This window comes from Cupriavidus sp. JZ107 (assembly GCF_053903255.1).
In genome coordinates this window covers 2,471,428-2,493,990 of the sequence record NZ_CP096481.1, presented here as the reverse complement: position 1 = coordinate 2,493,990, position 22,563 = coordinate 2,471,428, and the positions used below count along the sequence as shown (strand labels likewise).

Here is a 22,563-nt window from a genome sequence, read left to right as displayed (position 1 = left end):
GCGGTGCCGTACGGCGGAACAATTCTTCGTCCGGCCTCGGCAAAAGTCAGTTCCGTGTTACATCGCACAAATTTGTGCAATGCAGAATTCGGCCGCATTGAAGCCGCGCGAGCGCACTGGCTAGCCCAGTACCAACGTCAAGGCCAGACCGATCATTACCGCCGCGATCGCGCCGTCAAGACAGCGCCACGCCACCGGGCGGCGGAACAGCGGCGCCAGCAGTCCGGCGCCATAGGCGAGTGCGAGAAACCACGACAGGCTGGCCAGCGCCGCGCCGATGCCGAAAATCCAGCGGCCATCGCTGCCATGCTGGCTCGCCAGCGCGCCGAGCAGCACCACGGTATCGAGATAGACGTGCGGGTTCAGGAAGGTGAAGGCGAGGCAGGTGGCCAGCGCGGTTGCCAGTGGCAGCGGCGCCGCGGCCTGCAGTTCGACCTTGCCGGCATCGAAGGCACGGCGCGCCGCCAGCAAGCCATAGGCCGCGAGGAAGGCCGCGCCGCCATAGCGCGTCAGCGTCAGCCAGCCGGGATGGGCGTGCAGCAGCGCGCCGAGGCCGGCGATGCCGACACCGATCAGCAGCGCATCGGACATCGCGCACAGCAGGGCCACCGGCAGACGGTGCTGGCGCCGGATGCCGAGCCGCAGCACGAAGGCGTTCTGCGCGCCGATCGGAATGATCAGCGCCAGGCTGGAGAGAAAGCCGGCCATCAGGGGCATGTCGATCTTCATCGGGGGAGCGCGCGGCAGTGGAAAGGTCGTCAGCCTAGCTTGGCCCCAGTCAAAAGAAAAACTAAACTTCCTTGCCGTGGATTAGAAACGCTAACGATGAAGATCGACAACGGCCAACTGGCCGCCTTTGCCGCGGTGCTGCAGGAGGGAAGCTTCGAGGCCGCCGCGCGGCGCCTGCATGTCACGCCGTCGGCAATCAGCCAACGGATGCGCCAGCTCGAGGAGCGGCTCGGCCAGGTGCTGCTGCAACGCGGCAGCCCGTGCCAGCCCACCGCGGCGGGCCGCACGCTGGCGCGCTACACCGAGCAGCTGGCGCTGCTCGAAGCGGAGACCCTGGCCGAACTGGGCGATGCCGACGGCAATGGCTTGCGGGGCACGGGCGGGATGCCGCTGCGCGTGCCGCTGGCCGTCAACGCCGATTCGCTCGACAGCTGGTTTCCCGCCAGCTTCGACGCATTGCCGGCCGAGCCCGCGATGGTCTTCGATCTTCGCGTCGAGGACCAGGACCATTCGGCGACGCTATTGCGCGAGGGCGTGGTGATGGCGGCGGTCAGCGCCAGCGCCGAGCCGGTGCAGGGCTGCACGGTCGAACCGCTGGGCATCATGCGGTATCTGGGCGTCGCTTCGCCGCCGTTGATTGCACGGGTCTTTGCGAAGGGCGTGAACGCCGGCAGCCTGTCGCGTACGCCGATGCTGGCCTTCAATCGCAAGGATGCGCTGCAGGCCCGCTTTATCGCGCGGCTGATCGGCGTCGATGCCGAGCAGCCGATGCCGCCGATTCACTACGTGCCGTCCACCGCCGGCTTCGTCGCGTTCGCCCAGCGCGGGCTCGGCTGGGGCATGATGCCCGAGCCCTTCGTGCGCGAGCCGCTGGCGCAGGGCTCGCTCGCCGAATTCGCGCCCGGCCGGCACCTGGACGTGCCCTTGTACTGGCACCGGTGGCGGCTGCGCTCGCCGGCGCTCGACGCGGTCACGCAGGCGGTGCGGCAGGCGGCGTCTTCGTCGTTGCGGCCATTGAGGCCGTTGCGGGCAGGGAAAAAACGCTGAACGGTAGCGCTCGCGGTCGTGTCCAGCACGGGCCGTTGGCTCAGGCGATCGGCCTGGCGGCGATCGTCGACGACGAGCGCACGAAGTTGCCGCCGCCCAGATGATGGATCGTGTGCAGTGCCTCGTTGCCGGCATCGAACTTCCACCGGCCATTGGCGAACACGCGCGGATCCGCGGCGGCCGCGACGACCTCGCCGAAGCAGGTGTCGTAGGCATCCTCGGTATGCGCTTCCGGAATCAGCCGGCACTCCATCCACGCGCTGCAGCCGGCTTCGATCAGCGGCAGTCCCAGCTCGGGGCCGGTGATGGTGGCGATGCCGAATTGCGCGTACTTGTCGACATCGCGGCCGGTGGCGCTGCCGACCGCATAGGTCATGTCGATCGCGGCCGCGCCGGGAATGCAGATGCCAAAGCTGCCGCTCGCCGCGACCAGCTCGCGCGTGAAGGTGCGCTTGTCGATCACGATCGCAATGCGCGGCGGCGTGAATTCGACCGGCATCGACCACGCGGCGGCCATTACGTTGCGGCGGGCGCCGTCGCTGCTGGTGATCAGCACCGTCGGGCCATGGTTGATCAGGCGGCTGGCGTATTGCAGGGGAACGGGCTGGAAGGCGGTCATCGGCGGGCTCGGCAATGAAAAAAGGAGGACTCGGTTGCGCGATGATGCCATCAGTGCGGCGTGAAAGCCCGCTGGCGCCGCGGCGCGGCCGCAATGAAAACGCCGCAAGGCCTCGGCAATTGAGGGCTTGCGGCGCAGGGGCCGGGGAATGGGGAAGTCGATGGATTCGCCAGCCGGTTCCAATCAGCCGCGCCGAGGGCGGCGGGGCGTGTTACCTGCCCTGGCGCAGCGCATAGGACGCCATCAGGTTGCGATAGTCGGGAATGTGTTCGGAGAACATCTGGCCCAGCCCTTCGATGTCATTACGCCAATCGCGATGCAGCTCGCAGGCAACGCCGAACCAGTTCATCAGTTGCGCGCCCGCGGCGGACATGCGGTCCCAGGCGGCATAGCGAGTCACTTCGTTGAAGGTGCCCGAGGCGTCGGTCACCACGAAGACATCGAATCCTTCTTCGATCGCCGACAGCACGGGAAACGCGACGCAGACTTCGGTCACGACGCCGGCGACGATCAGCTGTTTCCTGCCGGTCGCCTTCACCGCCTTGACGAAGTCCTCGTTGTCCCAGGCATTGATGTTGCCGGGTCGGGCGATATAGGGCGCGTCGGGGAATTTGTCCTTCAGCTCCTGCACCAGGGGTCCGTTCGGCCCGTCTTCGAAGCTGGTGGTCAGGATCGTCGGAAGTTTGAAATACGCCGCGAGATCGGCAAGGGCAAGCACGTTGTTCTTGAACTGATCGGGCTGGAAATCCCGTACCAGCGACAGCAGACCCGTTTGATGGTCGACCAGCAGCACGGCGGCCTGGCTCTTGTCGAGTCTCGTATAGGGTTTTGTCATGACAGTCTCCACAGGTTGATCGCGTCGTGCCGTTCGCGCGGTTGCAATGGCTTGGACGATCCGGAGCGCGTCCGCGGCACCGTTGGCATCGCCCCCGGATGAAGACAGAATATGGCGAAATCGAGGGCGTTGTAGCGGCCAATCGGTTGGGCGGCAGCGAACATCACGTTCGGCGCGAACGAACGTGCCGAGGCGCGATGCACCAGTGCGGTGCTGATGGGGGTGGGGACCGATGCAGTGGCGATACGATGATATGGAAACGTTCGTGCGCGTCGTGCAGGCCGGTGGCATCACCGGGGCGGCACGGCGGCTCAACGTGACGAAATCCGTCGTCAGCAAGCGCATTCGCGACCTCGAGCTCGCGCTGTCGGTACAACTGTTCCATCGTGCACCGGGACAGCTTCAACCGACCGAGGCGGGCGAGGCGTTCTACGAACGGATCGCGCCGCTGCTCAGCGAGATTCATGAGACGGCGGAGGGCATGGCCGCGCACCGGGACGTCGTGACCCTGCGCGGCAGGCTGCGTGTCGCCACGCCGATGTCGTTCGGCATTCTCTATCTGGGGCCGGTCATTGCTGCGTTTGCGCGCCAGCATCCGGACCTGGAAATCGCCGTGGATTACGATGACCGGCCGATGGCCTTGTCCCATGGCGGCTACGACGTCGCGATCCGGATCGGCTACCTGCAGGACTCGAGCCTCAGAATGCGGATGCTCGGCGAATGTCCGCGCGTGCTGTGCTGCAGCCCCGGCTATGCGGAGCGCCGGGGCGTGCCGCGCCACGCCGCCGAACTGGCGGAGCACGACGCGATCGACTATGCGCTGGTCCATGCGAGGCGCTTCTGGCAGTTCGAGGACGAGCGGGGAACGCCGGTCTCCGTCGCCATGCGTTCGCGCATCGTCGCCAACAATGGCGAAGCGATCCGCGACATGGCGATCGCCGGGCTGGGCATTGCGTCGCTGCCGATCTTCCTGGCCGCTGAGGCGCTCAAGCGCGGCCAGTTGATGGCGATTCCGCTGGAGCTGACCCAGCGGCCCTATGTCATATCCGCGCTGTATCCGAACACCAGCCATGTGCCGGCGAAGGTGCGGACCTTTATCGATCATCTGGTCGAGATGTTCTCGCCATCGATGCCGTGGGAACGGGCCGAGGGCAACGCCGTCTCCGAAGCGGCTTGAGTCCGGATGCAGGCGTCGAATCGGCCGCGGCCGGGCAAACAAAAACCCGCGCAGCTGACGCTGTCGCGGGTTTGAGGACATCTGCCGGATGTCGTCGGGTGGAATACTGGTGGAGCCGGCGGGAATCGAACCCGCGTCCGCAGATCCTCCACAGAGAGTTCTACATACTTAGTTCTGTCATTTGATTTAACCGCCGCATCGCGGACGAACACGCTCTACGACGGCGAGTCACTTGGTTTTCGTCCCTGAGGTCGTGACACCCGCAGGGCTTATCTGACGTCAATGACCTCGCGTGGTCTTGCGACCCTAGCCCGTCAGCGAGCCAGTGCGAGGACGGCGGCCCTTAGGCTGCCAGTGCGTAACGTTCGTCGTTAGCAGTTATTGCGTTCCCATTGATTTACGAGGTGACGGGTCCTCGGTATGCCCTCTACTGCTTTGCAACCCACGTCGAAACCAGGTCGGCCCCAGTAAGGAAAACGGATTGTACTCGCTTTCGACGCCGGGCGTGCGTGTCGGTTCCCTAGAGAGCGGCAGCGCCCGTCGTGAGCAGCGGAATCAACTCGCTGGGATGGCGAACCAGATAGTCGCCGCCCCAGCGCTCCGGTGGCTCGCCTTCGCCGCAGTAGCCGTAGGCCGCCGTGATGGTGGCCATGCCGGCCGCCTTGCCGGCCTGGATATCGCGCAGGTCGTCGCCCACATAGGCGCAGCGCAGCGGGTCGACGCCGCTGACCTGCGCGGCGTGCAGCAGCGGGGCCGGGTGGGGCTTCGGGTAGGGCGTGGTGTCGCCGCTGACCACCGCGGCGGCGCGCGGCGCCAGGCCGATCGCATTGACCAGCGGGGTGGTGAAGCGGGCGATCTTGTTGGTGACGATGCCCCAGCGGATGCCGGCGGATTCGAGCGCGGCCAGCACCTCGTCCATGCCGTCGAACAGGCGCGTCTGCACCGCGATATCGGCTTCGTAGTAGTTCAGGAAGGCATCGCGCAGCGCCGGGAAATCGGGGTCGTCCGGCGTCTTGCCGAAGGCGGCGCCGATCAGCCCGCGTGCGCCGTGCGAGGCGACCGGGCGCAGCAGCGCGTAATCGACCGGCTCGCGGCCATGCTCGACCACGAGGCGGTTGGCCGCGGCGGCGAGGTCGGGCGCGGTATCGGCGAGCGTGCCGTCCAGATCGAAGAAAACAGCGTCGAAGGTCGGCATGCTCAGGCGGTCCGGCGCAGGGCCATCATGTAGTTGACGTCGGTATCGCGACTCAGCTCGTAGACCTGGGACAGCGGACGGTAGACCATGCCGCGCAGCTCGATCAGGTCCAGACCCGCTTGCCGGGCGAAGCGGGCCAGTTCGGCGGGTTTGATGAACTTGTCGTAGTCGTGCGTGCCGCGCGGCAGCATGTTGAGCACGTATTCGGCGCCGAGCACGGCCAGCAGATACGCCTTCAGATTGCGGTTGATCGTCGAGAAGAACACGTGGCCGCCGGGCCGGACCAGCGTGGCGCAGGCGCGCACGATCGAGGCCGGGTCCGGCACGTGCTCCAGCATTTCCATGCAGGTGACCACGTCGAAGCTGGCCGGCATGCGCGCGGCCAAGGCCTCGGCCGCGATCTCCTCGTAGGTTACGGCGACGCCCGATTCCAGGCTGTGCAGGTCGGCGACCTTCAGTGCCTTGGTCGACAGGTCGATGCCACGCACGGTGGCGCCGGCGCGGGCCATGCTCTCGGACAGGATGCCGCCGCCGCAGCCGATGTCCACCACGTTCTTGCCGCGCAGGTCGGCGATGCTGTCGATCCAGCTCAGCCGCAGCGGATTGATTTCGTGCAGCGGCTTGAATTCGCTGTTCGGGTCCCACCAGCGGTGGGCCATTTCGCTGAACTTGTCGATTTCCTTCAGATCGGCGTTGCGCGCAATCTGGCGGGTGTCGACGGTCGGGTGAATCACGGGGGAAGTCGGCGTCATGAATCTGGCGCGCGCCTGGCGGCGCGGGACATTGGGAATTGGGGCAACTCTAACAAAATGCGTCCCCCGAAGCGAGCCGGGCGGCGCGTTGTCCGATGGACAAGAGGGCGGCGCAGGAAGGCGGTACAAGGACGCCGAACGAAAACGCAGGGCGAAAAAAAGCCCAGCTTGCGCTGGGCTTTTTCGCCGTGGAGCGGGACCGATCAGCGAGCGCTGCGGGTACCGACCACTTCGACTTCCACGCGGCGGTTCGGCTGCTGGCAGGCGATCTGAGCGGTGCGGTTGCCCTTGCACGACTTCGGATCGACCTTCAGCTGACGCTCGCCCTTGCCTTCGGTGTAGACGCGGTTGGCTTCCACGCCCTTGCTCACCAGATAGGCCTTGACGGCTTCGGCGCGGCGGATCGACAGGCGATCGTTGTAGCGATCGGTACCGAACGAGTCGGTGTGGCCGACGGCGATGATCACTTCCAGAGTGATGCCCGACAGCTTCGACACCAGGTCGTCCAGCTTGGCGCGGCCTTCCGGCTTCAGGACAGCCTTGTCGAAGTCGAACAGCGTGTCAGCGGCGAAGGTGACCTTCTCGCTCGAGACCACCGGGGGAGCGACCGGAGCCGGAGCCGGAGCCGGGGCAGCAGCCGGAGCCAGCGCGCCGTCGCACTGAGCATTGGCCGTGGCCGGGGTCCAGGAGCTATCGCGCCAGCAGAGCTCGTTCGTGCCATTCTTCCACACGTACTCGCTCGTACCGTTACCCCAGTTGTCGTTGACCGCCTTCTTTTCGTAGGGGACCGACGCGGTCTGGGCTTGAGCGGATGCGGCCATTACTGCGGTAGCTGCAACGAGCGCGAGCTTGGCAAATTTTTTCATATTTCTCCTCTCAGGATGAGATCACCGCAGGGTTACTGCGAGCAAATGGACGAAAACAAGTCATACATTCTTCGGAGTATAACCTTCTCGCTCGAGGTGACGAATGCTCCACTTCGAACAATGTCTGGCTCTTCGCTGGGGAATTGTGCCACAAGGCTCGTTTCCTAAGAAGTAAATATATGCGATTCAATCCATGGCTTCGGGGCCTGTGGTGTTTGTGCAACATGGCCCTTGCGATGCCCGCAAACCCTTGTCCCGCTTGGGTTCCAAGGCATCGTCCCCGAGCGGGGCGGGCCGCGTGAAGGGTGGTGGGAGGGGCGCCGGGCCCCGGTGCGCCGCATGTTAGAATGCCATGTTACCCGCCGCGCCGGCCGCACCGATTCACCCCGTGCCGACCGCCGCTTGCGGGCGTTTCAACCGCATAAGCCACGCCGCAATGGATCAATTCGCCAAAGAAACCCTTCCGGTCTCCCTCGAAGAGGAAATGCGTCGCTCGTACCTGGATTACGCGATGAGCGTGATCGTCGGGCGCGCGCTTCCCGATGTACGGGACGGCCTGAAGCCCGTCCACCGGCGAGTGCTGTATGCGATGCACGAGCTGAACAACGACTGGAACCGCCCTTATAAGAAGTCGGCGCGTATCGTCGGCGATGTGATTGGTAAATATCACCCGCACGGCGACACCGCGGTCTACGACACCATCGTCCGCATGGCGCAGGATTTTTCGCTGCGTTATATGCTGGTCGACGGCCAGGGCAATTTCGGTTCGGTCGACGGCGACAATGCCGCGGCCATGCGTTATACGGAAATCCGGTTGTCCAAGATAGCGCATGAAATGCTGCTGGACATCGATAAGGAAACCGTCGATTTCGTTCCGAACTACGACGGCTCCGAAAACGAGCCGCAAATCCTGCCGGCGCGTATTCCGAATCTGCTGATCAACGGTTCGTCGGGTATTGCGGTCGGCATGGCCACCAATATCCCGCCGCACAATCTGAATGAAGTGGTCGACGGCTGCCTGCACCTGCTGCGCAACCCGCAGGCGACGGTCGACGAACTGATCGAGCTGATTCCGGCGCCCGATTTCCCGACCGCCGGCATCATCTACGGTATCCAGGGTGTCCGCGAAGGCTACCGCACCGGCCGTGGCCGTGTGGTGATGCGAGCACGTACTCACTTCGAGGACATCGACCGGGGCCAGCGGCAGGCGATCATCATCGACGAGCTGCCGTACCAGGTGAACAAGCGCACGCTGCTGGAGCGCATCGCCGAGCTGGTCACCGAGAAGAAGATCGAAGGCATCTCCGACATCCGCGACGAGTCCGACAAGTCCGGCATGCGCGTGGTCATCGAACTGAAGCGCAATGAGGTGCCCGAGGTTGTCCTGAACAACCTATATAAGAACACCCAGCTGCAGGACACCTTCGGCATGAACATGGTGGCGCTGGTCGACGGCCAGCCGCGCCTGCTGAACCTGCGCCAGATGCTGGAGTGCTTCCTGTCGCACCGGCGCGAGGTGGTGACCCGCCGCACCGTATTCGAGCTGCGCAAGGCCCGCGAGCGCGGCCACGTGCTGGAAGGCCTGGCGGTAGCGCTGGCCAACATCGACGAGTTCATCGCGATCATCAAGGCCGCGCCGACCCCGCCGATCGCCAAGCAGGAACTGATGGCCAAGTCCTGGGATTCGCAGCTGGTGCGCGAGATGCTGGCGCGCGCCGAGACCGATACTCCGGGCGGCCGCGCGGCCTACCGCCCGGACGGCCTGCCGCCGGTGTTCGGCATGCAGGACGACGGCCTGTACCGCCTGTCCGATTCGCAAGCCCAGGAAATCCTGCAGATGCGCCTGCAGCGCCTGACCGGCCTGGAGCAGGACAAGATCGTGCAGGAATACCGCGACGTGATGGCCGCGATTACCGACCTGCTCGACATCCTGGCACGGCCGGAGCGCATTACCACGATCATCACCGACGAACTGACCGCGATCCGCGCCGAATTCGGCGACGACCGCCGTTCGCAGATCGAGCTGAACGCGACCGAGCTCGATACCGAGGACCTGATCACGCCGCAGGACATGGTGGTCACGCTGTCGCACAGCGGCTATATGAAGAGCCAGCCGATCTCGGAGTACCGCGCGCAGAAGCGCGGCGGCCGCGGCAAGCAGGCGATGGCGACCAAGGAAGACGACTGGATCGATACGCTGTTCGTCGCCAACACGCACGACTACATCCTGTGCTTCTCGAACCGCGGCCGGCTGTACTGGCTGAAGGTCTATGAAGTGCCGCAGGGCTCGCGGACCTCGCGCGGCCGGCCGATCGTCAATATGTTCCCGCTGCAGGAAGGCGAGAAGATCACGGTGATCCTGCCGGTGCGCCAGTTCGACGCCGAGCACTTCATCTTCATGGCGACCGCCCGCGGCACCGTCAAGAAGACCGCGCTGACCGAGTTCTCGAACCCGCGCAAGGCCGGCATCATCGCGGTCGACCTCGACGAGGGCGACTACCTGATCGGCGCGGCGATTACCGATGGCCAGCACGACGTGATGCTGTTCTCGGACGCCGGCAAGGCGGTGCGCTTCGACGAGAACGACGTGCGTCCGATGGGCCGGCAGGCCCGCGGCGTGCGCGGCATGAACCTCGACGACGGCCAGACCGTGATCGCGATGCTGGTTGCGCCGGCCGAGAACGCGGAAAACGCCGAGGATGCCGGTTCGGTTGGCAGCGTGCTGACCGCGACGGAGAACGGCTATGGCAAGCGCACGCCGATCACCGAATACACTCGACACGGCCGCGGCACCAAGGGCATGATCGCGATCCAGACCAGCGAGCGTAACGGCCGCGTGGTCGCCGCCGCGCTGGTCGCGCCGGAGCACGAGATCATGCTGATCACCACCGGCGGCGTGCTGATCCGCACCCGCGTGGCCGAAATCCGCGAGATGGGCCGCGCGACGCAGGGCGTCACGCTGATCAACGTCGACGAGGGCACCAAGCTCTCGGGCCTGCAGCGCATCGTCGAAAGCGATGCGGATAATGGCGAGAACGGCGAGAACGGCGAGGCCGGCGAGAACGGCGATCACGACGCTGCCACCAACGGCGACGACAATGGTGCCGGCAATGGCGCCGATGATGTCGCAAATGGTGACAATGGCGCTCAATCGTAATCAGATGCAACAATGTCGCGGCTGCTGGAACTAGGCCAGTCGCTACCGGACTAAACCGGACGAATTCATCAGGGAGTCATAATGCTCAACACCACTCGACGTATTGCTGTGCTGGCTGCTTTTGTTCCGGCCTTGATGGTCGCGCAGCATGCGCGCGCGCAGGACGCGGACAAGACCGCGGCGATCAAGGAACTGCTGTCCGTGATGCAGGCCGACCAGGCCGTCAAGGGCCAGGCCGAGAACTGGCAGGCCGGCGCCAAGCAGGAAGCGCCGCTGGTGCTCGAACAGGTGCTGGTCGAGAACAAGACGCTGAGCGACACGCAGAAGCAGGCCGCGGTCGAGAAGCTGAAGAAGAACGGCGCGGTGCAGCGCATGGTCGATGGCGCCGGCAAGCAGTTCGGCACCGATGCGTTCAAGAACGACGCGATCAAGGCCCACTACGACGCCTTCGGCAAGTACTACACCGCGCAGGAAATCCGCGACCTGACGACCTTCCTGAAGTCGCCGACCGGCCAGAAGTTCATGGCCAACCAGGGCAAGGCGACCCAGGAAATCTGGGGCTCGATGATGCAGAAGTACGGCCCGCAGGTGGGCAAGTCGATGCGCGACGCCGCCGAGAAGGAAGTCACCGCGGCATCGAAGTAAGCCGGGCGCGGCGTCCGGTGCGCCACCTCGGCGACGCCGGGACGCCAACGAAATGCGTCTTTAGGTAATAATGGCTGCTTGGGCTATCCCAAGCAGCCATTTTTCTTTCCGTTCATGAACGATCCCCAGAATCCTTCCCTTGCCGCCATGATGCAGCGCGCCATGGCCGAACGTGTCTACAACTTCTCCCCGGGGCCCGCGACCCTGCCGGCCGAGGTGCTCCAGCAGGCAGCCGAGGAAATGCTCTCCTGGCACGGCACCGGTATCTCGGTGATGGAGATGAGCCACCGCAGCAAGGAGTTCGAGGGGATCCACAACGAGGCGCTGGCGGATCTGCGCGAACTGCTGAAGGTGCCGAAGGAATTCCGCATCCTGTTCCTGCAGGGCGGGGCGATCGGCGAAAACGCCATCGTCCCGCTGAACCTGATCGGCCGGTTGAATCCCGAACGGCCCAAGGCCGACTTCGTCGTGACGGGCACCTGGTCGGTCAAGACCGAACAGGAAACGCGCCGCTACGGCGCCAGCCATATCGCCGCCAGCAGCGTCGAACAGCGCTTCGCGCGCATCCCCGAACCGGCGACCTGGCAGCTGTCCGACGATGCCGCCTATGTGCATCTATGCACCAACGAAACCGTCGTCGGCGTCGAATTCCAGCAGGTACCGGATATCGGCCAGAACCGCGGCCGCGTGGTGGTCGCCGACGCATCGAGCCATATCCTGTCGCGGCCGATCGACTGGTCTCGCGTGCAGGTGGTCTATGGTGGCGCGCAGAAGAATATCGGCCCGGCCGGCGTCACCATCGTGATCGTGCGTGAAGACCTGCTTGGCCACGCGCATCCGCTGTGCCCGTCGGCATTCAACTGGCGCATCGTCAACGACAACAATTCGATGTACAACACGCCGCCGACCTATGCGATCTATATCGCCGGGCTGGTGTTCAAATGGCTGAAGCGGCAGGGCGGCGTGGACGGCATCGAGCAGCGCAATATCGCCAAGGCGCGCGCGCTCTACGACTTCCTCGACCAGAGCGCGTTCTATCGGAACGAGATCGATCCGAGCTGCCGCTCGCGCATGAACGTGCCGTTCTTCCTGGCCGACGAGTCGCGCAACGAGGCCTTCCTGGCCGGCGCGCGCGCCAATGGGCTGGTCCAGCTCAAGGGCCACAAGTCGGTGGGCGGCATGCGCGCCAGCCTGTATAACGCGATGCCGCTGGAGGGCGTCACCGCGCTGATCGACTACATGCGCGAGTTCGAGCGCAGCGCCGCCTGAGCGGCGGCCATTGCGCCAGCGGCGGCGCGACCGGCCTGCGTGGACGCGGTCTGCCGTTCGATGGCGAATCGGGATTTTCATCATGACGACACAAGATAAAAACGCTGCGGCCCCAGCCCAGGGCCAGCAGCCGACCATGCCGACCGAGGAGCAGGAGCGCGCGCTGTCCGTGGAGCTGGCGCCGCTGCGCGAGCAGATCGACGCCGTCGACCGCGAGCTGCTGGCGATGCTGAACCGCCGCGCGCAGCTGGCGCTGGACGTCGGCGAGGTCAAGAAGAAATTTGGCGCGCCGGTATTCCGGCCGGAGCGCGAGCTGCAGGTCATTCGCAAGGTCCAGGGCAACAATCCGGGCCCGCTGCGCGGCGACAGCGTCGCGGCGATCTGGCGCGAGGTGATGTCGGCCTGCCGTGGCCTGGAGAAGCCGCTGGAAGTCGCCTTCCTCGGTCCGGCCGGTACTTTCTCCGAGCAGGCGCTGTACGCCCACTTCGGCCACGAGGTCGCCGGCGTGCCGTGCCCGAGCATCGACGAGGTGTTTCGCGCGGTCGAGGCCGGCACGGTCGAGTACGGCGTGGTGCCGGTCGAGAATTCGACCGAGGGCGCGGTGTCGCGCACGCTCGACCTGTTCCTGCAGACCTCGCTGAAGATCAGCGGCGAGATCGCGCTGAAGGTCCATCACAACCTGATGGCGTCGTCGCCCGACATGAAGGGCGTGACCGTGGTGCGCGCCCATCCGCAGGCGCTGGCGCAGTGCCAGCACTGGCTGACGGCCAATTATCCGCATCTGGAGCGGCAGGCGGTATCGAGCAACGGCGAGGCGGCGCGCATGGCCAGCGAAGACCCGACCGTGGCAGCGATCGCCGCCGAGACCGCGGCCAATCGCTATCACCTGCATATCATCCGCTCGCATATCCAGGACGATCCGCACAATCGCACGCGCTTCGCCGTGATCGGCCGCTACGAGACCGAGCCGTCGGGCAGCGACCAGACCTCGCTGATCCTGTCGGTGCCTAACAAGGCCGGCGCGGTGTACCAGCTGCTGGCACCGCTGGCCGACAACGGCGTGTCGATGTGCCGCTTCGAATCGCGGCCGGCGCGCAGCGGGGCCTGGGAGTACTACTTCTACGTCGATATCGAGGGCCACCAGCGCGATGCCGCCGTCGAGCGGGCATTGCAGCAGTTGCGCGCCAACGCGGCGTACTTCAAGGTGCTGGGCTCGTATCCGTCGAGCAAGTAGCAAGCTGGCGGGCAGCGGCGACACGAACATCGGGCCCGCAGCGGGCCGAGGCAAAGCAATCAGGAGTCGATATGGCAGAGCAGGGCAGGCAGTTCGGTCCGGAATATGTGCGGGCGATTTCCCCTTACGTGGCGGGCAAGCCGATCTCCGAGGTCGCGCGCGAGTTCGGCCTCGACGAGGCCGGCATCGTCAAGCTGGCCTCCAACGAGAATCCGCTCGGCATGCCCGAGTCCGCCAGGACGGCAATGGCGGCCGCGGTGGCAGAGCTGGGCCGCTATCCCGACTCCAACGGCTTCGAACTGAAGGCCGCGCTGTCGGCGCGCTACGACGTGCCGGCCGACTGGCTGACGCTGGGCAATGGCAGCAACGACATCCTGGAGCTGGCGGCGCACGCGCTGGTCAAGCCGGGCGAGTCGATCGTCTATGCGCAGTACTCGTTCGCGGTCTACGCGCTGGCGACGCAGGAAATCGGCGCGCGCGCGATCGAGGTGCCGGCGCGCGACTACGGCCACGATCTCGAGGCGATGGCCGCGGCGATCGCGCCCGATACCCGGCTGGTCTTCATCGCCAACCCGAACAATCCGACCGGGACCTTCCTGCCCGCCGCGCAGATCGAGGCCTTCCTCGCCAAGGTGCCGGCCGACGTGGTGGTGGTGCTCGACGAGGCCTACAACGAATATCTGGACCCCGAGGACCAGTACGAGTCGGTGCAGTGGGTGCGCAAGTATCCGAACCTGATGGTCTCGCGCACGTTCTCGAAGGCCTATGGGCTGGCCGGGCTGCGGGTCGGCTATGCGGTCGCGCAGCCGGCGCTGACCGATCTGCTGAACCGAATCCGCCAGCCGTTCAACGTCAACAGCCTGGCGCAGGCGGCCGCGGTGGCCGCGCTCGGCGACGACGCCTTCCTGCGCAAGAGCGCGACGCTCAATCGCGAGGGCAAGGCGCAGCTGGTGGCGGCCTTCGAGCGGCTCGGGCTGCAGTATGTGCCTTCGTACGGCAACTTCGTGCTGGTCCGCGTCGGCGACGACAACGAGGCCGGCGCGCGCGTCAATCTCGCGCTGCTCAAGCAGGGCGTGATCGTACGGCCGGTCGGCAGCTACGGGCTGCCGCAGTGGCTGCGCGTGACGATCGGGTTGCCGGATGAAAATGCCGCGTTTATCGCGGCGCTCGAGCGCGCGCTGCAATAGGGTTGCCGCCGTGCGGCGGCGGCGCCGTGGCTGAACATTCGACAGGGCGCCGCTGGCGCCCTGTTTGCCATATCCGGCCCGCGTGTACCGATCGCGCCCGCCGCCGTGCAGCGAGCGGCTACAATGCCGGTTTTCCTCCTTTCCGCCGCCGGTCTCGGCGTACTGTCGTGAGTGCCCTGCATTTTTCCCGTGTCGTGATCGTCGGCGTCGGCCTGATCGGCGGTTCCCTGGCCCGAGCCCTGAAGCGCGCCGGTGTCGTCGGCGAAGTGGTCGGCGTCGGCCGTTCGCCCGCCTCGCTGGAACGCGCGCTTGCCCTTGGCGTGATCGACCGGGCCGCCTCGCTGGAAGATGCCGCGCAGGGCGCCAGCATCATCGTGCTGTGCGCACCGGTCGCGCAGACCTTCGCGCTGCTGCACGCGCTGGAGCCGCACCTGCAGCCCGGCACCATCGTCACCGACGCGGGCAGCACCAAGTCCGACGTGATCATGGCGGCCAAGACCGCGCTGGGCGACAAGGTCGCGCAGTTCGTGCCGGCCCATCCGATCGCGGGACGCGAACTGAACGGCGTCGAAGCGGCGCTCGACGATCTCTACGACGGCAAGAAGGTGGTGCTGTGCCCGTTGCAGGAGAACAGCCGGGCGGATGTCGCCGCGGTGCGCGCGATGTGGGAAACGGCCGGCGGCGTCTGCGAGATCATGTCCGCGGTGCAGCACGACGCGGTGTTCGCCGCGGTCAGCCACCTGCCGCATCTGCTGTCGTACGCGCTGGTCGCGCAGGTTGCGAATGCCGAGGACGCGGCGCTCAAGCTCGCCTGCGCGGGCGGCGGCTTTCGCGACTTCACGCGGATTGCCGCGTCGTCGCCCGAGATGTGGCGCGACATCTGCCTGGCCAACCGCGACGCGCTGCTGCGCGAACTCGGTACCTACCAATCGGTGCTGGCGCACCTGAAGGCGCAGATCGAGGCCGGCAATGGCGAGGCGCTCGAGCGCGTGTTCGCCCGCGCCAGCCAGGCGCGGCTGCAGTGGGGCGCCGAGCGTGCCGCCGCGGCCGACGTCGAGTCGTGATCCCCGCCGAGCCGGCGATCACTTGCCGCCCCTTGCAAGCCCTACCGACCGCAGCCCGACCATGGAACATCTGACGCTTGGCCCTTTCACCCGTGCCGCTGGCACGGTCCGTCTTCCCGGCTCGAAGAGCATCTCCAACCGCGTGCTGCTGCTGGCAGCGCTCAGCGAGGGCGAGACCCGGGTGCGCGACCTGCTCGATTCCGACGACACGCGCGTGATGCTCGGCGCGCTCAAGACGCTGGGCGTGGACTGGCGCAAGGATGGCGATGATCATCTTGTCACCGGTGTCGCGGGCAAGTTTCCGGTCAAGGCGGCCGAGCTGTTCATGGGCAATGCCGGTACCGCGATCCGTCCGCTGACGGCGGCGCTGGCGCTGCAGGGCGGCGACTATCGGCTCTCGGGCGTGCCGCGCATGCACGAGCGGCCGATCGGCGATCTGGTCGACGGCCTGCGCCAGGTCGGCGCACGTATCGACTACCTCGGCAACGAGGGCTATCCGCCGTTGCACCTGCAGCCGTCGGCGATCCGCATCGATGGCCCGATCCGCGTGCGCGGCGATGTGTCGAGCCAGTTCCTGACCGCGCTGCTGATGGCGCTGCCGCTGGCCGACGCGCCGGGCGGCCGCATCGAGATCGAGGTGGTGGGCGAGCTGATTTCGAAGCCCTATATCGAGATCACGCTGAATCTGCTGGCGCGCTTCGGCATCGAGGTCCAGCGCGACGGCTGGTCGCGCTTCGTGCTGCCGGCGCGGGCGCGCTACCGCTCGCCGGGCGAGATCTTCGTCGAGGGCGATGCCTCGTCGGCATCGTATTTCCTGGCCGCCGGCGCGATCGGCGGCGGCCCGGTCCGGGTCGAAGGCGTGGGGCTGGCCAGCATCCAGGGCGACGTGCAGTTCGCCGATGCGCTGAACCGGATGGGCGCCAACGTGATGGCAGGCGCCAACTGGATCGAGGTGCGCGGCGTGGACCGCGACGACGGCCGGCTGCAGGGCATCACGCTGGACTGCAACCATATTCCCGATGCCGCGATGACGCTGGCGGTGGCCGCGCTGTTCGCCGACGGTCCGACCACGCTGACCAATATCGGCAGCTGGCGCGTCAAGGAGACCGACCGCATCGACGCGATGGCGGCCGAGCTGCGCAAGCTCGGCGCCGACATCGAGGCGGGCCAGGACTATCTGCGTATCGCCCCGCCGACGCAGTGGCAGACGCCCGCCGACGGCATCGATACCTATGACGACCATCGGATGGCGATGTGCTTCTCGCTGGCCACGTTCGGCCCCTTGCCGATCCGCATCAACGATCCGCGCTGCGTGGCCAAGACGTTTCCTGACTATTTCGACGTGTTCGGCCAGGTGGTCGGCTGAGCCTTGGCCGAGAGCGCGACCGGCTTATTGTGCCGGCGCCATCGCCATGCCGGCGTGGTGCCGTTCGGACGAATGCGCGGAATCCGGCGCGGCGGCCTGCGCGGCCTTGCGCCGTTCGCGCTGTTCCCAGTAGCGGTCGAAGAAGTAATGGGCCACCGTGTTGACGGCTGGTTCGATGAAGGTGACGGCACCGCTGATGGCAATGCTGCCCGTCAGCGCATAGGTCACGCTGAACGCGATGCCAAGGTGCATGATGCCGAACGACAGGGTTTTTGCCATGGTAGATTGCCTCGTTGGTCTGCGGGAGCCGCGGATCGACGCTCCCTACCGATGGAAGAATGATAATGGTTCTCAATTAGATCGAGAAATTGATCGTTGCTTTTGTCTTGATAAGAAATGACTATCGCTGAAGTCGTCACCATCGACGGGCCAACGGCCTCCGGCAAGGGAACCGTGGCGCACAAGGTCGCCGACGCGCTGGGCTTCCATCTGCTCGACAGCGGGGCGTTGTACCGTCTGGTGGCGCTGGCCAGCGAACGGGCGGGCGTCGACGAAGGCGACGTGCCGGCCCTTGCAAACCTGGCGAGCCGCCTCGATGTCAAGTTCGGCCCGGACCGGGTCTGGCTGTCCGGCGAGGAGGTCAGCCTGGCCATCCGCGCCGAGGCGATCGGCAACCGGGCCTCGGCGCTGGCGGTCCATCAGCCGGTTCGCGATGCGTTGACGGCACTGCAGCGGGGCTTTCGCAAGCTGCCCGGCCTGGTGGCCGACGGCCGCGACATGGGCACGGTGATCTTCCCGGACGCGCGGCTGAAGGTGTTCCTGACCGCAAGCGTCGAAGCGCGCGCTCGCAGGCGCTATAAACAATTGATTGATAAGGGAATTTCTGCTAGTATCGAAAACCTTTTGCGTGATCTGGAAGCACGCGACGCGCGGGACCGTTCCCGTGCCGCCGCACCGCTTCGTCCCGCGGAAGATGCGCGGCTGCTCGATACCTCCGACATGACGGTGGATCAGGCGGTGGCGCAGGTGCTGGCGTGGCACGCCGAGCTGGGTCCGCTGACCCAGGGGTGACCGCGCCGCGCCACGAGGCGCCGGCAGCCGCCCGCCGCGGACGCGACAACGGTCGCGCCGCAGGCGGGAACACGCCGCCGGCATGGTTCAACCTGACCCCGCTGCCCTGGCAGACTGAGCGCGATCGTCGCGCCGGCCACGGTATTGCGGATTGCTAACTTACGTTTATGTCCGACCTGCAAAACAACGAATCCTTTGCCGCACTGTTCGAGGAATCGATCGCCCGCTCCAATATGAAGGCTGGCGAAGTGATTTCCGCCGAAGTGGTGCGGATCGACCACAACTTCGTGGTCGTCAACGCCGGCCTGAAGTCTGAAGCCTTCGTGCCGGTGGAGGAGTTCCTGAACGACCAGGGCGAACTCGAAGTGCAGGCCGGCGACTACGTTTCCGTGGCCATCGACGCGCTCGAGAACGGCTATGGCGACACCATCCTGTCCCGCGACAAGGCCAAGCGCCTGGCATCGTGGCTGAACCTCGAGAAGGCGCTGGAAGACGGCGAAATCATCTCGGGTACCGTGACCGGCAAGGTCAAGGGCGGCCTGACCGTGATGGTCAACGGCATCCGCGCGTTCCTGCCGGGTTCGCTGGTCGATGTGCGTCCGATCAAGGACACCACGCCGTACGAAGGCAAGACCCTGGAATTCAAGGTCATCAAGCTGGATCGCAAGCGCAACAACGTGGTGCTGTCGCGCCGCGCCGTGGTCGAGGCGACCCTGGGCGAAGAGCGCCAGAAGCTGATGGAAACCCTGAAGGAAGGCGCCATCGTCAACGGCATCGTCAAGAACATCACCGACTACGGTGCGTTCGTCGACCTGGGCGGCATCGATGGTCTGCTGCACATCACCGACCTGGCATGGCGCCGTGTTCGCCATCCGAGCGAAGTGCTGTCGGTTGGCCAGGAAATCACCGCCAAGATCCTCAAGTTCGACCAGGAAAAGAACCGCGTCTCGCTGGGCGTCAAGCAGCTGGGCGAAGATCCGTGGGTCGGCATCTCGCGCCGCTACCCGCAAGGCACCCGCCTGTTCGGCAAGGTCACCAACCTGACCGACTACGGCGCGTTCGTCGAGATCGAAGCCGGCATCGAAGGCCTGGTGCACGTGTCGGAAATGGACTGGACCAACAAGAACGTGGCCCCGTCCAAGGTTGTCCAGCTGGGCGACGAAGTCGAAGTCATGGTGCTGGATATCGACGAAGACAAGCGTCGTATCAGCCTGGGCATGAAGCAGTGCAAGGCCAATCCGTGGGACGACTTCAGCCGCAACCACAAGAAGGGCGACAAGCTGACCGGCCAGATCAAGTCGATCACCGACTTCGGCGTGTTCATCGGTCTGCCGGGCGGCATCGACGGCCTGGTGCACCTGTCGGACCTGTCCTGGCAAGAGTCGGGCGAAGAGGCCGTGCGCAAGTACAAGAAGGGCGACGAAGTCGAGGCCGTGGTGCTGGGCATCGATGTGGACAAGGAACGCATCTCGCTGGGCATCAAGCAGCTGTCGGGCGATCCGTTCAACAACTTCATCTCGGCCAATGACAAGGGCTCGATCGTCACCGCGACGATCAAGACCGTCGATCCGAAGGGTGCCGTGGTCCAGCTGGCCGACGACGTCGAAGGCTATCTGCGCGCCTCGGAAATCTCGGCCGACCGTGTCGAGGACGCCCGCAACGTGCTGAAGGAAGGCGAGCAGGTGACCGCGGTGATCGTCAACATCGATCGCAAGTCGCGCAACATCAACGTGTCGATCAAGGCCAAGGACTCGGCGGAGCAGCAAGAAGCCCTGCAGAAGTTCCAGGCCGACACCGGCACGGCTGGCACGACCAACCTGGGCGCGCTGCTGAAGGCCAAGCTGGGCCAGGACAACCAGTAATCGCGTCCATCGCGACCGTCCAACTCACGCGCGGATGCCATGACCAAGTCCGAGCTCGTCGAAAAGCTGGCTGCCCGCTTTCCGCAGTTGCTGCTGCGGGACGCGGACATCTCGGTCAAAACGATCCTCGACGCGATGTCCGATGCGCTGGCCGATGGCCATCGCATCGAGATCCGCGGGTTCGGCAGCTTCGGCCTGAATCGCAGGCCGCCGCGCGTGGGGCGCAATCCCAAGTCCGGTGAGCGAGTGCTGGTGCCCGAAAAACGGGTGCCGCACTTCAAGGCGGGCAAGGAGCTGCGCGAGCGGGTCGACCGCAATCCGGCGGCCGGCAACGGTAGCGGTAACGGCGACCACGGTGTCGATGGCAACGGCGGCAACGGTGTCGATGGCGCCGCGCTGGGCCTGAACGGCAACAGCAACGGCAACGGCAACGCCGCCGCCAACGGGCATGTCCCCGGGCATGCCCCGCTCGGCGGCGAACGCGGTCCGCTGACCCATGGCGCCGCGATGCCTGGCGTCCAGCAGGAAGGCTCCGGCCTGAACCTGGCACAGTCCTGACTCCCGGCCGCTTCGGTGACGAAGGCGGCTACGGAATCGAAAAAGCGCTCCGCAAGGAGCGCTTTTTTTATGCCTGCCAGATGCGCAGGCGTGGAACCGCCGGGTCGGGGCGCGTGTCTGAGTGACCTCTCCGCATCCTCGTGGGGTCGACGAATTGCCCGCCGCGCCGGCCCCGATCGCGCCGTGTGCGCCAATCGATTCCGCTACAATGCCGGGGAGCCGCCGCCCGCGGCCGGCTTGCCGTTCGGTATGCGCCGACAGCCGGTGCCCGGGGGGACGCTTCTTCGCCATTTCGCCGCTTTTTGCCGCCACGCCGCCGCAGACACCTCGTCAATCGCATGAAACTTGTCGCCTGGATTATCCGTATCGTCCTGTTCGCGCTGCTGTTCGTGCTCGCCTTGCGCAATACCGCCGATGTGTCGCTGCAGCTGTTCTTCGACGCGGTCTGGCGCGCGCCGCTGATCCTGATCCTGCTGGCCGCGTTCGTGCTGGGCGCGCTGGCCGCGCTGATCTCGGTGGCGCCGGGCTTGATGCGGCAGCGGCTCGAGATCGCCCGGCTGCGCCGCGCGGTCGGCAATGCGCGCACGCCGGCCGAGGACGGCGCCGGCGCGTCTTCTTCCAAGGCCGTGGCGCCCTACAACGTAATCGGCCCGAAAGTCTAAGCAATGAATTTTGAAACCTGGTGGCTGCTCGCCCTTCCGCTCGTATTCGGGCTCGGCTGGATGGCGGCCCGCCTCGACCTGCGGCAGGCGATCAGCGAGCAGGGCGCCTTGCCGCGCTCGTATTTCAAGGGCCTGAACTTCCTGCTCAACGAGCAGCCGGACAAGGCCATCGACGCCTTCATCGAGGTCGCGCGGCTCGATCCGGAAACCACCGAGCTGCACTTCGCGCTGGGCGCGCTGTTCCGCCGCCGCGGCGAGACCGAACGCGCGATCCGCGTGCACCAGAACCTGGCCACGCGTCCCGATCTGCCCGACACCGAGCGCGAGCATGCGCTGTACGAACTGGGGCAGGACTATCTGCGCGCGGGCCTGCTCGATCGCGCCGAGGACGCGCTGCGTGCGCTGATGTCCGGCCCGTATGCGGCCTCGGCCAAGCGCGTGCTGCTGGAGCTGTACGAGGTCGAGAAGGAATGGCGCAAGGCAATCGACGCCGCGCGCGAGCTGCAGAGCGCGACGCAGCAGGATTACAGCGTGCAGATTGCGCAGTTCTGCTGCGAGCTGGCGCAGGACGCGCTGCAGCGCAAGCAGCCGGACGAGGCGATCGGCTGGCTCGAGCAGGCATTGCGCGAGAATCCGAAGAACGTGCGCGCGCCGATCCTGCTTGGCGATGTCGCGATGGCGTCCGGCGATCTTGGCGCGGCGCTGGGTCACTGGCTCGGCATCGAACGCCAGGACGCCAGCTATCTGCCGCTGGTCGCCGACCGCGTGGTCAAGGCCTATCGCGAGCTGGGCGAACAGGGCAAGGCGCTCGAATGGCTGCGCGGCCTGCTGAAGACGGGTCTTGCGGCCGAGCTGCTCGACACTGCCTATCGCACCGAGCTCGAACTCGAGGGTCCGGCCGCCGCGGCCGCGCTGATGCGCGAGCAGCTGCGCCGCCAGCCGTCGCTGCAGGCGCTGACGCGCTACTTCGATGCGCGCGCCGCGCTGGCCACGCCGGCGCCGGCGACCGCCGACGTCGCGGAAGGCAATGGCGCGCCCGCCGTGAACGGGGCTGCCGCCGACGTGACGCCCGCCGACGCGGCCGCGCAGGAAGACGCCGCGATCCGCGACCTGCTGCAACTGCGCACCCGCAATCTGGCGCGCTACACCTGCCGCGAGTGCGGCTTCCGCGCGCGCCTGTTCTACTGGCAGTGCCCCGGCTGCAACCGCTGGGAATCCTACGCGCCGCGGCGCACCGAAGCGCTCGGCTGAGTCCGCGTCCAGCCTGA

At 66.1% G+C, this 22,563-nt stretch carries 21 protein-coding genes and 1 other RNA gene; 14 read left to right on the top strand and 8 right to left on the bottom strand.

The window, feature by feature from the left end:
* Positions 1-120: 120 nt before the first annotated feature.
* Positions 121-717, bottom strand: a complete 597-nt coding sequence (locus tag M1D55_RS20975) for a LysE/ArgO family amino acid transporter (RefSeq protein ID WP_456281734.1) — start codon at positions 715-717, stop codon at positions 121-123.
* Between the two features lie 108 nt (positions 718-825).
* Here M1D55_RS20975 and M1D55_RS20970 point away from each other — a divergent pair, with 108 nt between their 5' ends.
* Entirely contained in the window at positions 826-1,776 is a 951-nt protein-coding gene (locus M1D55_RS20970; RefSeq protein WP_456281733.1) for a LysR family transcriptional regulator ArgP, read from the top strand.
* 40 nt (positions 1,777-1,816) lie between these two features.
* On the opposite strand, the gene M1D55_RS20965 is transcribed toward M1D55_RS20970, so the two are convergent.
* Complete coding sequence (locus tag M1D55_RS20965; protein ID WP_006576180.1) at positions 1,817-2,395, bottom strand: flavin reductase family protein; 579 nt, start codon at positions 2,393-2,395, stop codon at positions 1,817-1,819.
* Positions 2,396-2,606: 211 nt separating this feature from the next.
* Entirely contained in the window at positions 2,607-3,230 is a 624-nt protein-coding gene (gene ycaC / locus M1D55_RS20960; protein WP_006576181.1) for an isochorismate family cysteine hydrolase YcaC, read from the bottom strand.
* 232 nt (positions 3,231-3,462) lie between these two features.
* On the opposite strand from ycaC, the gene M1D55_RS20955 reads away from it, so the two are divergent.
* Entirely contained in the window at positions 3,463-4,407 is a 945-nt protein-coding gene (locus M1D55_RS20955; protein ID WP_023265127.1) for a LysR family transcriptional regulator, read from the top strand.
* 107 nt (positions 4,408-4,514) lie between these two features.
* Here M1D55_RS20955 and ssrA read toward each other — a convergent pair.
* The 4 genes from ssrA to ompA form a co-directional block, all read right to left on the bottom strand.
* Positions 4,515-4,873, bottom strand: a transfer-messenger RNA (tmRNA) gene (gene ssrA / locus M1D55_RS20950).
* A gap of 54 nt (positions 4,874-4,927) precedes the next feature.
* Positions 4,928-5,602 (bottom strand): phosphoglycolate phosphatase, encoded by a 675-nt coding sequence (gene gph, locus M1D55_RS20945; RefSeq protein ID WP_006576183.1) that lies wholly within the window; start codon positions 5,600-5,602, stop codon positions 4,928-4,930.
* Positions 5,603-5,604: 2 nt separating this feature from the next.
* On the bottom strand, positions 5,605-6,354 hold the full coding sequence (ubiG, locus tag M1D55_RS20940; RefSeq protein WP_006576184.1) for a bifunctional 2-polyprenyl-6-hydroxyphenol methylase/3-demethylubiquinol 3-O-methyltransferase UbiG: 750 nt from the start codon (positions 6,352-6,354) through the stop codon (positions 5,605-5,607).
* Between the two features lie 203 nt (positions 6,355-6,557).
* Positions 6,558-7,220, bottom strand: a complete 663-nt coding sequence (gene ompA, locus M1D55_RS20935; RefSeq protein WP_023265125.1) for an outer membrane protein OmpA — start codon at positions 7,218-7,220, stop codon at positions 6,558-6,560.
* Between the two features lie 436 nt (positions 7,221-7,656).
* Here ompA and gyrA point away from each other — a divergent pair, with 436 nt between their 5' ends.
* The 7 genes from gyrA (at position 7,657) to aroA (ending at position 17,142) form a co-directional block, all read left to right on the top strand.
* A complete protein-coding gene (gyrA, locus tag M1D55_RS20930) occupies positions 7,657-10,377 on the top strand; it encodes a DNA gyrase subunit A (RefSeq protein WP_456281732.1) in 2,721 nt (906 codons plus the stop codon).
* Positions 10,378-10,458: 81 nt separating this feature from the next.
* Entirely contained in the window at positions 10,459-11,022 is a 564-nt protein-coding gene (locus tag M1D55_RS20925) for a DUF2059 domain-containing protein (protein WP_023265123.1), read from the top strand.
* 114 nt (positions 11,023-11,136) lie between these two features.
* The gene (gene serC, locus M1D55_RS20920; protein ID WP_456281731.1) at positions 11,137-12,291 is read left to right on the top strand and encodes a 3-phosphoserine/phosphohydroxythreonine transaminase; all 1,155 of its coding nucleotides are present in this window, start codon (positions 11,137-11,139) and stop codon (positions 12,289-12,291) included.
* Between the two features lie 82 nt (positions 12,292-12,373).
* On the top strand, positions 12,374-13,525 hold the full coding sequence (gene pheA, locus M1D55_RS20915) for a prephenate dehydratase (RefSeq protein WP_043442431.1): 1,152 nt from the start codon (positions 12,374-12,376) through the stop codon (positions 13,523-13,525).
* A gap of 71 nt (positions 13,526-13,596) precedes the next feature.
* The gene (gene hisC, locus M1D55_RS20910; protein ID WP_456281730.1) at positions 13,597-14,712 is read left to right on the top strand and encodes a histidinol-phosphate transaminase; all 1,116 of its coding nucleotides are present in this window, start codon (positions 13,597-13,599) and stop codon (positions 14,710-14,712) included.
* Positions 14,713-14,879: 167 nt separating this feature from the next.
* Positions 14,880-15,776 (top strand): prephenate dehydrogenase, encoded by an 897-nt coding sequence (locus tag M1D55_RS20905; protein WP_456281729.1) that lies wholly within the window; start codon positions 14,880-14,882, stop codon positions 15,774-15,776.
* Positions 15,777-15,837: 61 nt separating this feature from the next.
* Positions 15,838-17,142: a 3-phosphoshikimate 1-carboxyvinyltransferase gene (gene aroA / locus M1D55_RS20900; RefSeq protein ID WP_456281728.1), complete on the top strand. Its 1,305-nt coding sequence runs from the start codon at positions 15,838-15,840 to the stop codon at positions 17,140-17,142.
* A 24-nt stretch (positions 17,143-17,166) separates the two neighbouring features.
* Here the strand turns inward: aroA and M1D55_RS20895 are convergent, their stop codons facing one another.
* The gene (locus M1D55_RS20895; RefSeq protein ID WP_456281727.1) at positions 17,167-17,421 is read right to left on the bottom strand and encodes a DUF2061 domain-containing protein; all 255 of its coding nucleotides are present in this window, start codon (positions 17,419-17,421) and stop codon (positions 17,167-17,169) included.
* 117 nt (positions 17,422-17,538) lie between these two features.
* Between M1D55_RS20895 and cmk the strand changes: the two genes are divergently transcribed.
* From cmk to lapB, 5 genes are all read left to right on the top strand, one after another.
* Positions 17,539-18,213 carry a (d)CMP kinase gene (gene cmk / locus M1D55_RS20890; RefSeq protein WP_006576193.1) on the top strand — a complete coding sequence of 225 codons (675 nt, stop codon included), beginning with the start codon at positions 17,539-17,541 and terminating at the stop codon, positions 18,211-18,213.
* Positions 18,214-18,380: 167 nt separating this feature from the next.
* On the top strand, positions 18,381-20,075 hold the full coding sequence (rpsA, locus tag M1D55_RS20885) for a 30S ribosomal protein S1 (RefSeq protein WP_006576291.1): 1,695 nt from the start codon (positions 18,381-18,383) through the stop codon (positions 20,073-20,075).
* Positions 20,076-20,114: 39 nt separating this feature from the next.
* Complete coding sequence (locus tag M1D55_RS20880) at positions 20,115-20,633, top strand: integration host factor subunit beta (protein ID WP_006576292.1); 519 nt, start codon at positions 20,115-20,117, stop codon at positions 20,631-20,633.
* A 338-nt stretch (positions 20,634-20,971) separates the two neighbouring features.
* Positions 20,972-21,295 carry a LapA family protein gene (locus tag M1D55_RS20875; RefSeq protein WP_006576293.1) on the top strand — a complete coding sequence of 108 codons (324 nt, stop codon included), beginning with the start codon at positions 20,972-20,974 and terminating at the stop codon, positions 21,293-21,295.
* 3 nt (positions 21,296-21,298) lie between these two features.
* Positions 21,299-22,546, top strand: coding sequence for a lipopolysaccharide assembly protein LapB (gene lapB, locus M1D55_RS20870; protein ID WP_456281726.1), 1,248 nt, complete (start codon positions 21,299-21,301; stop codon positions 22,544-22,546).
* Positions 22,547-22,563 lie beyond the last annotated feature (17 nt).